The organism is Streptomyces barkulensis (assembly GCF_002843305.1).
In the GTDB taxonomy this organism is placed as follows: domain Bacteria; phylum Actinomycetota; class Actinomycetes; order Streptomycetales; family Streptomycetaceae; genus Streptomyces; species Streptomyces barkulensis.
The window spans coordinates 1-14829 of sequence record NZ_PGSG01000005.1; the positions used below are offsets into that span (position 1 = coordinate 1).

A 14829-nucleotide genomic window follows, 5' to 3' on the forward strand; every position below is an offset into this window, starting at 1 on the left:
TGAGCTGTACTGATCTTCGTGGAGTCCCTCAAGCCTGGGTTACGCTTCCAGGCGTAAGGAGAACCACGAGCAATGCCAGCACCCCGTAAGTACCCCGATGAGCTGCGTGAGCGGGCGGTGCGCGAGGTCCGCGCGACCGGCCGCCCTGTGGCCCACGTCGCCCGCGACCTCGGCATCCACAAGGAAGCCCTGCGGTCCTGGGTCCGCCAGGCCGAGGCGGACGCCGGCGAGCGTGACGACCGGCTGACGACCGCCGAGCGCGACGAGTTGAAGGAACTCCGCAAGGAGAACGCCGAGTTGAGGCGGGCCAACGAGATCCTGAAGGCCGCCTCGGTGTTTTTTGCCCAGGAGATCGACCGTCCCCGGACGAGGCCGAGCAGGTGATCGACCACCTGCGCGACAAGGGCCTCGGGGTCGATCCCGTCTGCCGGGTGCTGGATGTGTCGCCGTCGACGTACTTCGCGCGCAAGACGCGGCCGAAGTCGGCCCGACGCCTGCGCGACGAAGAACTGATCCCGCTGGTCACAGCCGCGTGGGAGGACTCCGGGCGCACCTACGGCGCACGCCGCGTCACCCGCGCCCTGGTCCGCGCCGGACACACGGTGGCCCGCTGCACGGTCGAGCGGCTGATGGGCGAGCTCGGCATCGAGGGCGTCATCCGCGGGCAGCGCCGCCGCACCACGGTCCCCGAGCCGGCCGCGCCGCGCCCGCCGGACCTGGTCAACCGCCGTTTCACCGCCGAGCGGCCCAACCAGCTGTGGCTGGCGGACCTGACCTACATCCGCACCTGGTCGGGGTGGGTCTACGTCGCGTTCGTCCTGGACGCGTACTCACGCCGGATCGTGGGCTGGCAGGCCGCCACGCACCTGCGCACGGACCTGCCGCTGGACGCACTGGAGATGGCGCTGTGGCGGCAGAGGATCAAGAAGGACGCCGATCTCATCCATCACAGCGACCGCGGGTCGCAGTACGTATCCATTCGGTACACGGAACGTCTCGCCGAGGTCGGTGCCTCGGCGTCGGTCGGGTCCGTCGCGGACAGTTATGACAACGCGATGGCCGAGGCCCTCAACGGCACGTTCAAAGCCGAACTGATCGAACATCAGGGGCCATGGCGGGACTTCGACCAGGTCGAGCGGGCCGTCTTCCAGTGGGTCGCGTGGTACAACGGTGAACGACTCCACTCCGCCCTGGGCTACGTGCCGCCCGACGAGTACGAGCAGACGTACTGGGCGTACCTGGAGGAAGTCCCGCAGACCGCTTGATCACACGATCGCGGACTCTACGAAACTCGGGGCAGCTCACTGGAGAGGATCTTGGATTCCCTGCGATCAGACCTGCCACAGGTGGATCACCAACCTATCGGTAGCGTACTGCTGGGGATTGACAGCGGCAAGAGTGTCCAGGCCGGGGGAGAAGCCTCTGCTGAGGATGAGTACCGAATCCTGAAGATCAGTGCGGTGCAGCGTGGCTGGTTCAAGCCTTCTGAGGCCAAGAAGCTGACGGAGGATGCCGCGTTCTCGCCCAGCCATGTGGTGAGGGACGGGGACCTACTCATCACACGGGCTAACACACCGGAGCGTGTTGGCTTCGTAGCTGTTGCAAGGAATGTCCCTGAAGGGACGTTCATGCCTGATTTGATTTGGCGCCTTCGCGTAGATGAGGATCATGTTTCCACGGCCTACCTTGAGCACGCTTTGTCATCGCGCGAATTGCGGACCCGTATCTCTGATAAATCCGGTGGAACGAGCAAGTCAATGGTAAAGATCAACAAGCGCGGCTTCAGCGCTGTTCGGTTGCCCATTCCGCCGCTTTCTGAGCAAGGCGAGTACGTCCGTAGGTGCGACGCTGTGGTCGAGGGTGTTACAGCTACCCGTGCTGAGGCTGCCCGTCTTCGTTCTGTGCGGGCGGGGCTGCTGTCAGGTTTGCTGAATCGCACTATCGAGATCGAGGCTGCCGAGCTGGGAGTGTGAGTGGTGGCGGGGGGCGTGCGGGAGCGTGAGTTCCAGAATCTGGTGATCCAGTGGTCTCTGCCGATGGGGTGGGGTTTCACGGCGGGCCGGTTACTGCCGCGTGAGACGACGCAGACGGTCATCGTCGGTCAGTTGCGGGAGGCCATTGTCCGGCTGAACCCGGAGGTGATCGGGGGGTTCGACGTGGACGCGGTGGTCGCGGAGATCGTCGCCACGGTCAACGCTGTCGAGGGCGGGCTGGTGCGGGCCAATGAGCAGGTGCTGCGCCTGCTGCGCGGGCGGAAGGAGTTCCGCGACCGTGACGGGGTGTGGCACGCGCTGAAGGTCATCGACGTCGAGGACCCGGCCGCCAACACGCTGATCGTGTCGGACGAGGTGACCATCACCATCCCCGGCAAGACCTCCCGCCGGTTCGACCTGGTGTACTGGGTCAACGGGCTGCCGCTGGTGGTGGTGGAGGTGAAGTCTCCGACCGCGAAGTCCGGGTGGGCCGATGCCGCCCGGGAGATCAACGACGTGTACGCCGCCGAGTACCCGTGGTTCTTCACCCCCAACGTCTTCGCCGTCGCCTGTGATGGGCTGAAGCTGCGGTTCGGGGCCGCCGGCGCGCCCATCAACGTGTGGCAGCCGTTCCGCTCCACCGGGGATGACGAGAACCTGTCCGGGCAGGCCGACGTGCAGCGCTCCATCGAGCTGCTGCTCAACCCGGCCACGGTCTTGGACATGCTCGCCAACTTCGTCCTGTTCGACACCTCCGGGGGCGGGGTGGACAAGAAGTACCTGCCCCGCTACCCGCAGATGGAGGCAGCGCACCTGATCCACCAGCGGGTCCTGGACGGCGGGTCGAAGGGCCTGATCTGGCACCACCAGGGGTCGGGGAAGACGCTGCTGATGGTGTTCGCCGCCTCGCTGCTGCTGGCCGACACCCGCACCGAGTCACCCACGATCATCCTGCTGTCCGACCGCACCCAGCTGGTCCGGCAGACCTCCGGGGTGTTCACCTCCGCGATGGGGGACGCCTACTTCCACCAGCCCGCCACCAGCGCCGAGCTGCGCTCCCTGCTCGCCGATGACGTGCGCGGCGTCATCTCCACCACCGTCCACAAGTTCGCCGGCGCAGGAAAGAACCTGTCGGCGCGGGGCAACATCATCGTGCTGGTCGACGAGGCCCACCGCACCCAGTCGGCCCGGGAGAAGTCCCTGGCCGGGCAGATGCGCGCGGCGCTGCCGCACGCGAGGTTCTTCGGCATGACCGGCACCCCCGTCCGCACCCTCGCCACCGACACCTTCGCCCTCTTCGGCGAGGAGAGCGACCCGGGCCGGGTGATGCACCGCTACTCGGTCACCCGGTCCCTGCGGGACGAGGCGACCGTCCCGGTGATGCTGGAACCGCACCCGGTCGCCTTCGAGATGGACGACCAGGCGCTGCAGGCCGAATTCGACCAGTTCGCCGACGACTTCGACCTCGACGACCCCGACCGCGAGACCTTGTCCCGCAAGTTCGGGCGCCTCACGTCGGTGTTCGCCAACCCCGACCGCATCCACGCGGTCTGCCAGCACATCGTGGACCACTACCTGGCCGGCGCCTACCGCAACGGCCTCAAAGCCCAGGTCGTCGCCTACAACCGTGAGCTGGCCGTGGCCTACACAGACAAGATCAACGAGCTGCTGGCCGGCTTCGAGGCCTCCCAGGTCCTCGCCGAGGTCGGCCAGCACGACCGGATCACCGCCGAGGTCAACATCTCCGTCTCCGACGCCAAGGACGAAGACCCCGCCCTGCGGCCCTTCCGCCTCTCGGAGGCCGAGGAGGAAGAGCAGAAGCGGCGGTTCCTCGCCCCGGACGACCCGTTGTGCTTCCTGGTGGTGACCGCGAAGCTGATGACCGGGTTCGACGCCCCCAACGAAGGCGTCCTCTACCTGGACAAGCCGCTCAAAGCCCACACCCTGTTCCAGACGATCACCCGCCCGAACCGCACCTGGATCTCCCCGACCGGGTTCGTGAAGACCACCGGCGTGGTCGTGGACTACATCGGCCTGGCCGAAGAGGTCCAGCGGGCCGTCACCGACCCCACCACGCCAGGAGCGGCGGGCAGGGGCGGCGGGTTCGTCACCGACCTGACCGAGCTGGTCGCCGAGTTCCGCACCACCTTCGCCCGCCTCGAAGACCTCCTCGCGGACGTGGACGGCCTCGACCTCACCGCCCACGGCTACCAGTCCGTGCGGGCCATCAACACCTTCCTGGACACCCACCCCGGCGCCGCCGAGGCGTTCGCCCAGGACTACCGCCTCCTGGCCCGCCTGTACCCACTGATCAACACCGACAAGCGGACCGCCAAGTACCGCGACGGCTTCGCCCTGTTCGGCTCCGTCTACACCACCTTGTTCAAGAAGTCCTCCGATCAGGAGCGCAAGGAACGCCTCAGCGAGCTCGGACCGATGGTCCTGGACATCATCAACGCCCACGTCCACTCCTTCTCCGTGGTCGCCTCCCAGGAAGACCCCCTCGTCCTGGACGCCCAGGGCATCGCCATCCTCAAAGAACTCCTCGCCCTCGTCCGCCCCAAAACCAGCAAGAACGATGACGAGGACAACAGGCCGCCATCCGCGGCCGAGATCCTGGACCACATCAAGGCCGCCCTCGACAAGGACATCGACCCAAACTCCGCGAAGTACACCGCCCTCGCCGAGCGGATCAGACAACTGCGGGAACGGCTCATCCAGAACGCCCAGGACGCCCTGAACTTCCTCGCCGAAGCCCTCCGGGTCGCCCGCGCCATCGTCGACGCAGGAAAACACCCCGACGAACCCGTCGTCCTGGACGACGACCACATAGGCGTCCTGTCACGCATCATCCACGACCACGCACCCCCCGGCCTCACCATCACCGAGAAGAACCTGGCCGAAGAGATCGACCGGGTGGTCACCCACACCCTCGCCCGCTCCTGGGACAACGCCGACGCCCGCAACCGCGGCGTCCGCCGCGCCACCGCCGCGGTCTTCCGCCGCTACGCCCTGAAACCAGTGGGGGAGCCGTACGACTCCACCGTCGCCTACATCGAAGCCCACTACCTCGTCGACTGACAGTGGGCCGATGGTCACCTACCGGGCGGACTCGACCGGAGCAGGAGCCGGAGCCGGGGCCGCAGGCGGTGCGGCGGGAACTGGCGGCTGGCCGAACCCAGGGGTGAGCAGGAGGGCGAGGAGTGTCGCGACCGCTGCGCCAGAGGCGATCGAGGTTCCCAGGTCGCCGCGGCCGAACGCACCATGCGCACGGGCGGTGTACTTGAAGACCGAGATGCCCACGGTGACGCCCACGACGATGAGCAGGGCCGCCAGCGGCGCGATCTGGATGGTCACGAAACTCTCCTTAGCGTGTCCCGCCGAAACGCGGCGGCTCCGTCTGTGCCGTGCGGCACGACGTCATGTCACCAAGGGAGCTATGGGAGGGGCGATCCCGGAACTTCGCGAGGTTCTACGCTCAGCTGCATGGCGAGGACCACGAGCACGGCGATGCGCGAGCTGATGGAGCTGTCCGGGGCGTCTCAGGCACAAATTGAGCGGTGGCAGAAGCGAGGCTTCCTACCGAGACTTCCCAGGACGTACGCCGGAGGCGGAGGTAGTAAGTCGGCGCTCAGCGAAGAGATCGTCGAGCGGGCGCGGCTGCTGGCAGACCATGCGCGGCAGGGCGCCTTGACGATGGGCCCGATCTCGTTGATCGCCACGCTGTCCGAGCCGGATGTCGCTCTCCTGCGCGAAGCGGTCATTGAGAACCTTACGGGGCTGCGCCACCGTGTGGGCATGGACATCCAGGCCTCCTCGCCGCAGGAAGCCGCGATCGCCCGGCAGAGTGCTGCCGATCGGAAGGCCAAGCGCCAGGGCCGTACCCAGCGCCTGAAGCACATCGCAACTGGCCCGGTAAAGGAGGGATCAGCGCTTGAGTTTGTCGAACTGATGACGCTGTTCAACCGGGACACGGATGAGGAGATCGACGCTGGCGACCTGGAGGCTGCGGTCGACGTGGTGGTCGCCCGCGTCAAGGAGAACCTATCCCGCCTGATCGGTGTCCCGGTCGGTCTTCTGCCACCCGAGATGGAGGCGGGTCTCAGAGCCGATGCCCGCCGACAGCTGCTTGGTGCTCCGGCGTTCCGTGACCAGTGCGACCTGGTCCAATCCGTGCCTGAGGGCCTGCTGATTCGGGCATGCCGCCTTGTCCCGTTGGTCCGGCGGGTTCAGATCGCGGCGGTGGAGTCCGCGAGGCTGGCTCACGCACTGCGTACCGGCACGCTGGCGGAGGAAAAGCTCGGCGCGTGGCAGGACTTCCCGATGCCGTACGCCAACGTGGAGCGCATGGAGGCGCACCCGATGTGGGAGCGGTGGGGGAGCAAGGTGATCGAGGCCGGAGCGGTGCGCGACAGCAGCGACGGTCCGCGCATCGTGGTGTGTCTGGAGAACCCGGGCATCCTGGACGAGCTGGAGGCCTACGTCGGCTTCCTGGTGGCCTTGATGCCGGCGCAGGCCTTCCACCGGCTGGCGTTCCATCGCCCCGGGCCCGGAAGCCGGACAGTCCAGTGAGGCCTGTTTCATGAGTGGTCGGCGGCCTCATGAGCTGAAGCATGATGGTTGTCACGTAGACAGGTCTTGTTGTCGTTAAAACCGGATGCCAGCACACCTGGGAGTCCGTGAACCAGAGTCGATACGTTGCCACCGGACCGGTGTCCTGGCGCGCCGGTGGCAACGGGCCCCAAGACGGCGTATCTGCGGCTCTTTATACCGGTGGTTCGGTCAGGGCGTCGCTGACCAGGCGGCACAGCGTGTCGGCGGTTACGACAGCGGCGTCGAAGGTCTCGGTCCATCCTCCAGCGGGCATCCGCTCGGCGGTCAGGTATGGGCCGTGCCCCTGAGTGCGCAACTGCTTCAGGACGACCTGCTCGATGCGGTAGGCAGCCGCGCCTGTGTCGAACAGCCAGGTGCGCACCACAGCCCACCCCGAGCCCTGAAGACGTGCGATGCGGTCCTCGCGCGTTTCGCGCCCGGTGATGCCGATTTTCACCGCGCCGAAGACCACGTGTGCCATGACATACAGCCACGCCGGTGCGGCCGGGTTGAGCCCGTACTTCGCACAGCGCGGGCAGCACCGTCCGCGGGTTCGTACGTTGTTCAGCTTGGGGGAAACGACGGTCCCGCAATCGTTGCACAGCGATGTCCACGGTGTACTGACGTTCCGGTACGGCTCCAGCGGAGTGAAGCCGGCCGCCTTCATGTCGGCCACGGCCTGCTTTGGATCGCCAGGCCCCCGGTGGATGCAGAACCGGCATCGCCCGCCGCGGCGCGTGGTGTTGTCGTAGCGAGGAGCTACCAAATGGCCTGCAGCGGTGCACTTCGACAGCCATGGCTTCCCGGTGCCGGGGAACCGCACGAGGGTGACAAATCCGTGGTCGAGCATCGCGGCCGCGGCCGCCGCTGGGTCGACGGGCGCGTTGGGCGCACAGTACTTGCAGGCGCCCTGCCCGCTCATCACATTGTTCCGGTTCGGATAGATGATCTTTCCGCAGCCCTCGCTCAGACACCGGCACTTCCACGGTTTACGCGCGCCGCCAGGGTAGGGCTCAAGGGGCTCCGCATTGCCGAGTCGTCTCATGTCGGCTATCGCCACATCGTCGGTCACCACGGCCACGGCCTTCTCCTCCTGTACGGGCACGGAAGCGGCAGTTTCTCACCCGCCACCGACAACGCCTGGTGCCTCCGGATGGGGATCGGCTCCGTTCGCACCGTGGCGTCTCGGCGCGGCTTCAGGACAGGGGCGAGGGCAGACGGTGGAGGAGTCCCACAGGGGCCGGGAGCCGGCCGCCCATCGTCCCAGCAGGTGCCGGTCGACCAGGTGCATGCGCTGGGAGGCGGCCGGCGGGGGCACTTTGCAGAGAACCGGCCGTTGGTGACCAGCACGACGACGTTGGCGCCATGCAGTTGCCGGGCGGTGCCGTTGAGGACGTGCAGGTCCGGGGAGCCGGTCAGGCCGTGGCGGCGGTGCTTGCACTGGATCACCCCTCAGTGTCCGAACGGATCGGTGGCCTTCACGTCCGCGCCGTTGCCGCCTGCCCCGCCGACCTGTACCGCGTCCGCGCCCTGGTGAACCCCGTACACCCGGTCCCGGCATCAGCTGCCGCTTCTACTACTCCGGCGACACGCCCTGACGCCCGCCGACACCGCTGCCTACGGCCTGCCCTCGGTCAGCTGGGCGGCGGTGCTCTCGATCCACAGCAACGTCCACTCGACACCGGCCCGCCACCCGGGCTCCGCACCGTCATAGCGGCCTTCGGCGTCGGCGCGGATGCTGGCCGCGTGGGCACGCAAGTCCTTCTGTAATCCCTGCCACTTGGCCGTGTTCATGGCCTGGATCGTGTCGTCAGCGACGCCACCGGGGCGGAGTGCGCTCATCGCCCCACCTTGGACGAGGGCCCCGCTGATGACCGTATCTCCAGTGCGCTGACCTGTGGCGTGCGGTGGCGATAGCGTTCTGCCCCATGACCACCACCGACACGATCGCGGCCCTGGCGCTGGCCGTCGCGGTCGTCGCTGCCGTTGCCGCCATCGGCTCCTGGTGGGCGGCGCGCAACGCCAACGGGGCCGCGCAGACCTTGTCCCGGATCGAGCAGCAGCGCCTGCACGCCGATCTCACCCCGCACTTCCGCTGCACGATCGTGGCCAACGAGACCCGCTCCACCGCCATACTGCGGGTCCACCTCGACGGCCCGCCCGGCCTGCTGTCCCACGGCGCCATCGAGATCACCGCGTCCATCCGCAACGACAACCCGCACCGGGGCGATGGCCCCCGACTCGCGGGCACCCCGACTCCCCAAGAGGTCCGTGCACACATCTGGGGGCCGTGGAAGTTCAGCGCGGACGGCCGCGACGAGGTCGGCCGGACGGCCGCCCCGCAGCAACTGGCGATCGGCGAGTGGACGCAATACGGCCTGACCCCCACTTCCCCGCCGTTGTGGTCGGCGACCAACGTGGAGGACTGGCGCCGCGACTACGCGAACGAGCCGGTACGCCTGAGCATCACCGCCAGGTCGAAGGGCAGCGAGTGGATCGTGCCGCTGGAGGTTCCCGTCACCATTGAGGGCGCTTCCTGACCACGGCAGGTCAGGAGCCGGCGATGTGGCCGAAGCCGCTCAGCCTCGGCGTGAACTCCTGAAGGCAGTCGCACAGCGTGCACAGCCGCCTCCCCGGGTTCTACACGACATTCAACGTGTGCTCCAAACCAAGCGGCGGCGCGCCCCGCAGCGCCTCCTCGCAGTCCGGTGCGTGCAGCACACCCTGAGCAGGGCTCCACCCCTCGCCCCTTCGCCAGTACTCAGCTTGAGGGCCGACGTCAGCGAGCAGCTTGCGGTCCGCCGGGCCAGCCAGATGGAGAAATTCCCGGACTGCTGGGCGAGCAGGTCTCTACGATCGGCATGACGATTCGCGCGAACTGTGCAAGGAGTAACCAGTGGGGGAAGTAGTACTTCATCCGGCAAGCGATCTGATCTCGGACAGCGAGGTCCCCGCCCTCATGGGGCAGATCCGGCCGCAGTGGCAGTCCAAAGGCCTGATCGAACGGGTCCGCCGCCTGCTGCCAGTAGACCCGAGCAGCGCGTGCCAACGCCTGCTGAACGCCGCTGTCCAGGACCTCCGCGAGAAGGTCCAGATCGCCGGTATCGACATCGCCTCCGAAGTCGCCGCATCGCACAAGCTGCCGCCGATCAACCGGGGTGACCGCGGCGCTGAAGACATCGAGAACTACTCCACCGCCAAGCTCATCGACCTGTCGTACCGGATGGGGCTGCTGAGCCGAGCCGAGTGGCGCAAGATGACCCGCGCCTACGACATCCGCCGTGACCTGGAGCACGAAGACTCTGAGTACGAGGCGGGCATCGAGGACTGCATTTACATCTTCAAGACCTGCGTGGACGCAGTTCTCTCCCGTGACCCCATCACGCTCATTCACGTTTCGGAGGTCAAGCAGATCGTCCAGGCATCGGGCCCCGTCGCCGCCGACCCCGATCTCCTGACTGACTACGAACACGCCCCTGATACTCGCCAACTGGAGATCCTCAAGTTCCTGCTGAGCATGGCTCTGAGCGACTCGGAACCCGAGCTCGTCCGAGGGAACTCCTACGCCCTCATTCAAGAAATCGCCCCCTACACCCGCGACGCCGTACGCGTTGATCTGGCCAAACACCAGATGGACAAGGTCGGACGCGTGCCACTCACCGAACTCCAGGTGCGTGTCGCTCACGCGGCTGGCATCCTGCCGTACTTCCGCAGGGCCCAGCGAACCGCCTTCTTCCGTAGCCAGCTTGAGGCCCTGGAGAAGATCGGCCACAGCTGGAGGGCCCATGCCTCCCACGGGCCCGCCCTCCGACTGTTCCCCGAGTTCGGTGGGCTGGCCGCGATCCCAGCCGACGTACGGGTGGAAATTGTCCGCTGGATGACCCTGTGCTACATCGGCGAAGAGGGCGGCTACGGCACGATGGGCCGCAACCGCAAGGTCTTCTACAGCAATAGCGCCGCGCCTTTGATCGAGCAGATGTTCAAGGAGGACCGCGAGATCATCCGTGATGACGTCAGCGGCCTTCAGAAGGACCGCGCGGTGAAGCGGGCCTGCGCGGACGAGTACGTCGCCCGCCGTTTCCAGGACCTCCTGGACCTGGTCGACGCCTGACGCAACAGCTCGGGCGCCAGAAACACGAGTCCCTGGCGCCCGAGCCATTCGAGCCCGCGGCCCGCCCTCCTGGTGCTATAGCGCATGGAGGTCAAGTAGGCCGGGGCCCGGGGTTACTCGGTGGAGCTGTTCCCCGAGATTGGCATTCGGGCGCGGTGCGCTGGGTGGTGTTCTCGCTGCCTATGGCGGAACGGTCCTTCCCGGACTGCCTACAGGTGGTTGAGAGCCAGGAGTCGGAGTGTGGTGGGGGCCTGGACTTTGCCGAGCCCAGGCCCCCACGTCACAGCACCCCGAGTTCTTCGAGTGCGGCGGCGTGTTCGGCCGGCAGCCGGTTCCGCCTCTGGCGTTGGTTGTTGATCCATACCCCGAGCCGGATCGGGTGTTCCTGCCCGGCTTGGTCGTGGATGGTTTCGATCCATTTGCGGGGCACTCGCGTGTGTCCTTCGCGTTGCTGGTATTGGCGCAGCGCGGCGAGGCCGCGGTCCCAGGCGCTCGCGCCTGCGGGTACCACCACCGCTCTATCGATCCCGGGGTCGGCCTGGCCGCCCGGCGCCGTCGCGGTGGGCTGGATGCCGAGGGCTTTCAGGCGTTCGCGTTGTCCGTCGGCCAATCGCTTCCACTGGGTGCGCTGCCTAGCGAGCCAGAGTCCGATGTCCTCTCCGCCGACGGTGACGCCGGGCCGGATCTCCTCCAGGGTGGCGCCGCCGTCGATGCAGGCCCGCACGGCTGCGTACTGCCGCTGCCAGTCGACGGTCCAGCCGTTCTCCGAGGGGTTCCAGTCGGGGTCGATCTGGGCCAGCCGGGCGGCCCGCTGCGCTGCCCGTGCCGGGTTTTTGCCGAGCCCGCCGGGGCGGCGGCAGTTGGTGAGCCACTGCCCGATGGGCCGACCCTGCGCGACGGCGGTCCGGGGTGCGCACAGTGTGCCGTGCACGGCGTGGTAGGCCCGTGCCGCGGCGAGGTTCTCCTCGAAGGCGGCGTCCGGCACCGACCACACCATCCCGGCTTCCTCCAGCAACTCCACCCGCCATTTCGCCAGCGTTCCGGTCCGGTAGGCGCGGCGTTGTTCGCTGATCCATGCCCCGAGGGTGAAGGTGCCGACGCGGGCGTCCAGCGGCACCGCTACCGGCCTGGCCGCACGCCCCGCACCACCGCCCTGCTCCTGCTCCTGCTCCTGGCCCTCGTGCTCGCCGCCGTGCTCGAAGTCCTCGTCCCCGTCCCTGTCCCCGTTCTGTTGCTGGCGCCAGGTGCGCAGGGCGTTGAGGCCGGCGAGCCAGATCTGGGATTCGGGCCGGATGACGCGGGTGCGCACGAACTGCGCGATCAGCTGCGGGTCGCGGGGAGTGGAGAACCGCAGCAGCGGCACCTCCTCCAGTGCTCCCTCATCCCCACCCTCGCCACCACCACCACCGCGGGCGGGGTCGAGGTCGGCCACCGACGCGGGCCGGCCACGGCTGGGCGCGGACGCGACCGCCAGCTGCTCCACGACCGCCTCCGAGTGACTGCGCAGCCCCTGCAGAACAGCCACCAACGGCTTGTACGAGGCGGAAGCCAGCATGTCGTCCGGCGCCTCACCCGGGGCCAGGAAGACCGGCACCACCAACCGTGCCACCTTGCCCTGGCCGGGCTTCTGGCGCAGCGCCCGGCCGACGGCCTGGACGATGTCGACGGCCGAGCCGCGCAAGTCGGCGAAGAGGACGCCGTCGACACCACGGCGGCCGGTGATGTCGACGCCTTCACCCAGGACGCGCACGTTGGCCAGCACGGCCAGTTCGGTCTCCCACCCCTGCTCATCAACCCCGTCGGCGAACCGGCCCAGCACCGCCCGGCGGTGGGCGGGCTCATGCTCCCCGCACAGCCAGTCGGCCCATACCCGCCGCGGATAGGTCGCCGGATCCTCCTCGTGCAGCCGGGCCGCGGTCTGTGGCAGAGCTCGCGCGAAAGACATCGCTTCCACCGTGCGGTGGTGGAAGCTGATCAGCGACCGCACCCCCGTCTCGGCCGCGTGTTTGACCAGCGCGGCCTGGAGGGCGGCGAGCCGCCGGCCGCGCCGTTCCTCCTCGCTCCCGCCCTCGCCCAGGTCGGGTGGGTGGATCTCAAGGACGTCGATCTCGAACCGGGCGAGGATGCCCCGGTCGATGGCCTCGGTGAGGGAGAACGTGAAGACGTGCGGCCCGTAGAGGCGTTCGTCGTCCATGCTCGCGACCAACTGCCCGGGGACAGCCTGAGCGGCCTCCGAGGCGCCCTCTGCTGCCTTTCCTGTGCCTCTCGGGGCTGCGGTCTCCCGAGTCCCGCCCCGGTCCTCTGCGGCCTCCTGGACCCCGTTCCCGCCCTCTGTGGCCTCTGCCTCGCCCGTCCGTCCGGCAGGTTCCCAGATGCGGGGTGTGGCGGTCAGGTACAGCCGCCGCGCTGCCGGGATCCGTGCTTGGTCGTGGATCGCCGCCCAGGGCTTGGCCGCATCCCCACTGGTGCGGTGGGCCTCGTCCACCACGGCCAGCCCGAACGGTGCCAGTTGCTGCCCGTACGCGCCCTGGAAGGCAGCCTCCAGTGGTCCGGGCACCTGAACCGGCTCCCCGCCCGGATCCTCCGGACTGGGTTCCTGGCGGGGCGCGAGGGAGGCGTAGGTGGCGAACACGACCGCCGGACCCGACCCCGCCCACAGCGCCAACCGGATCGCGTTGGTGGTGCACCGCACCCCCAACGCCGCCAGCGCCTCGTCCCCTGCCAGGGAGCACACCGCGACCGCCGGACCGGTGTGGCCGGCCCTCCGCCACGCCCGGACGGTCTGGGTCAGCAGGTCCAGGGTGGGCACCATCACCAGCACCCGACCCCGCGGCTCCAGCCTCCGTGCGGCCTCGGCGGCGATCAGCGTCTTGCCCGCCCCGGTGGCGGCCACCGCCGTGGCCCGCAACCCCTCCGCCGGCACCTCGCGTCCTGCACGGTATTCCAACGCCCGGACAATCGCGTCCACCGCCTCCACCTGATGCGGCCGAAGCCTGATACCCGCCACGAACTTCCCTCCCCTTCCCCGCTTTGCTTCCTGACTTCTTCCGCACCCGAACCAGAATCCAAATCCGCCGCGTAACAGATGGGCGTGAGTCTCCGCCCGGCTAGTCCTCAACGGTTTCGGCGGTGAACGGGCCACCTTGATGAGCCCCCGGTCCACGGTGTCGGCCTGCCCGGTGAGCGGGCGGCCGGGTACCGCAGCGTGGTGCCCCGGGGAGACGCGTAGGCTCACGGCTGCCGGGGCTACCGCCCAGAAGCGATCAAGGGGGGGCGCATGTCCACACCTTTTACGGCTATCACCATGGCCATGGCAGCTGTACTGGCTGTCGAAGGAATCCTGGCCCTGGCAACAGGCCGCGTCTTCCTCCTCTGGATGCCCCGTAGGGTCAACAGGCCCGGCCTATGGGGTGCCGGCACACTGCTGATGGCGGCGGCACTCGCAACGGCACGAATCACGCCGTTCGAACTCAACATACTGCTCATGCTGAGCGGCGCCGTGCTGGCATCCCTGCCCCAGAAACTTGGGAACAGCGAAGAGTCACGACCCGAATAACGTTGCACTCGCCCATCTGCTCCACTGCTGACTCCCGCATGCCGCACCCCTACACGTGCGCGGATTTTCGGTCCCTCCCACTCGTCGTGCACGGACCGTTCCTCGCCTTCTCCGGGGGTGGTGTGTTTTCCCAGACTCTACACACTGATGCATCCCTACGCATCGGGAACCCGCCAACTCAACCGGCCCCACACCCTCGCCCCGTGACTGCCCGTCACCCCCACCACCGCCCCGCACCACCCCCTCCCGTAGCCAGCCCGGCCCGCGCAGCGGGCCCAACCCCCGCTCTCCATTCACCTGCTGACGGCTGCCCACCCCAGCCGCCCACGCGGGTGGTTGCCGGGGGTGGAGCGCAGCGGAGCCCCCTCGGTCCGCAGCGCGGGCTGCTCTCGGCCGCAGTGAGCGCAGCGAGGGGCCCCGGCGCGTAGCGCTGGCCTTCGGCTCCTGTAGCGAAGCGGAGGGAGCCGCCCGTGCGAAGCACGGGGCCGGAGCGCAGCGAAGGCTCGACGCGAAGCGTCGAACGGCGAGCGCAGCGAGCCGCAACCGCGGCGCGCAGCGCCGCGGTTCGCTGCTCCGCGCGCCAGCGCGGAGGTACC

Annotated in this window: 11 protein-coding genes and 1 pseudogene; 7 read left to right on the forward strand and 5 right to left on the reverse strand. The window is 68.3% G+C overall.

Going from position 1 to position 14829, the window contains the following annotated elements; translation table 11 throughout:
- Positions 1 to 72 precede the first annotated feature (72 nt).
- From CUT83_RS00330 to CUT83_RS00335, 3 genes are all read left to right on the forward strand, one after another.
- A protein-coding gene (locus CUT83_RS00330; RefSeq protein WP_101253822.1) for an IS3 family transposase occupies positions 73 to 1265 on the forward strand; the annotation gives its coding sequence in 2 pieces (ribosomal slippage) (positions 73 to 337 and positions 337 to 1265; 1194 coding nt in all).
- 51 nt (positions 1266 to 1316) lie between these two features.
- Complete coding sequence (locus CUT83_RS29725; RefSeq protein WP_143688448.1) at positions 1317 to 1973, forward strand: restriction endonuclease subunit S domain-containing protein; 657 nt, start codon at positions 1317 to 1319, stop codon at positions 1971 to 1973.
- A 15-nt stretch (positions 1974 to 1988) separates the two neighbouring features.
- Complete coding sequence (locus tag CUT83_RS00335; protein ID WP_240958559.1) at positions 1989 to 5054, forward strand: type I restriction endonuclease subunit R; 3066 nt, start codon at positions 1989 to 1991, stop codon at positions 5052 to 5054.
- A gap of 18 nt (positions 5055 to 5072) precedes the next feature.
- On the opposite strand, the gene CUT83_RS00340 is transcribed toward CUT83_RS00335, so the two are convergent.
- Positions 5073 to 5330 carry a hypothetical protein gene (locus tag CUT83_RS00340; RefSeq protein WP_101253869.1) on the reverse strand — a complete coding sequence of 86 codons (258 nt, stop codon included), beginning with the start codon at positions 5328 to 5330 and terminating at the stop codon, positions 5073 to 5075.
- Between the two features lie 129 nt (positions 5331 to 5459).
- Between CUT83_RS00340 and CUT83_RS00345 the strand changes: the two genes are divergently transcribed.
- Positions 5460 to 6545, forward strand: coding sequence for a hypothetical protein (locus CUT83_RS00345; protein WP_101253870.1), 1086 nt, complete (start codon positions 5460 to 5462; stop codon positions 6543 to 6545).
- A 193-nt stretch (positions 6546 to 6738) separates the two neighbouring features.
- Here CUT83_RS00345 and CUT83_RS29730 read toward each other — a convergent pair whose 3' ends face one another.
- The 3 genes and pseudogenes from CUT83_RS29730 to CUT83_RS29945 form a co-directional block, all read right to left on the reverse strand.
- Positions 6739 to 7647: a hypothetical protein gene (locus tag CUT83_RS29730; RefSeq protein ID WP_143688449.1), complete on the reverse strand. Its 909-nt coding sequence runs from the start codon at positions 7645 to 7647 to the stop codon at positions 6739 to 6741.
- 39 nt (positions 7648 to 7686) lie between these two features.
- Positions 7687 to 8093, reverse strand: a pseudogene (locus CUT83_RS30600) (restriction endonuclease); the annotation flags it as partial.
- A gap of 90 nt (positions 8094 to 8183) precedes the next feature.
- Positions 8184 to 8360: a hypothetical protein gene (locus CUT83_RS29945; RefSeq protein WP_158238943.1), complete on the reverse strand. Its 177-nt coding sequence runs from the start codon at positions 8358 to 8360 to the stop codon at positions 8184 to 8186.
- Between the two features lie 134 nt (positions 8361 to 8494).
- Between CUT83_RS29945 and CUT83_RS00365 the strand changes: the two genes are divergently transcribed.
- Together CUT83_RS00365 and CUT83_RS00370 are read left to right on the forward strand one after the other, a co-directional pair.
- Positions 8495 to 9106, forward strand: coding sequence for a hypothetical protein (locus tag CUT83_RS00365; RefSeq protein ID WP_101253873.1), 612 nt, complete (start codon positions 8495 to 8497; stop codon positions 9104 to 9106).
- A gap of 356 nt (positions 9107 to 9462) precedes the next feature.
- Entirely contained in the window at positions 9463 to 10677 is a 1215-nt protein-coding gene (locus CUT83_RS00370) for a hypothetical protein (RefSeq protein ID WP_101253874.1), read from the forward strand.
- Positions 10678 to 10957: 280 nt separating this feature from the next.
- Here CUT83_RS00370 and CUT83_RS00375 read toward each other — a convergent pair whose 3' ends face one another.
- Positions 10958 to 13684 carry a DEAD/DEAH box helicase gene (locus tag CUT83_RS00375; RefSeq protein WP_101253875.1) on the reverse strand — a complete coding sequence of 909 codons (2727 nt, stop codon included), beginning with the start codon at positions 13682 to 13684 and terminating at the stop codon, positions 10958 to 10960.
- 303 nt (positions 13685 to 13987) lie between these two features.
- Between CUT83_RS00375 and CUT83_RS29645 the strand changes: the two genes are divergently transcribed.
- Positions 13988 to 14233: a hypothetical protein gene (locus CUT83_RS29645; protein ID WP_158238944.1), complete on the forward strand. Its 246-nt coding sequence runs from the start codon at positions 13988 to 13990 to the stop codon at positions 14231 to 14233.
- Positions 14234 to 14829: the final 596 nt, after the last annotated feature.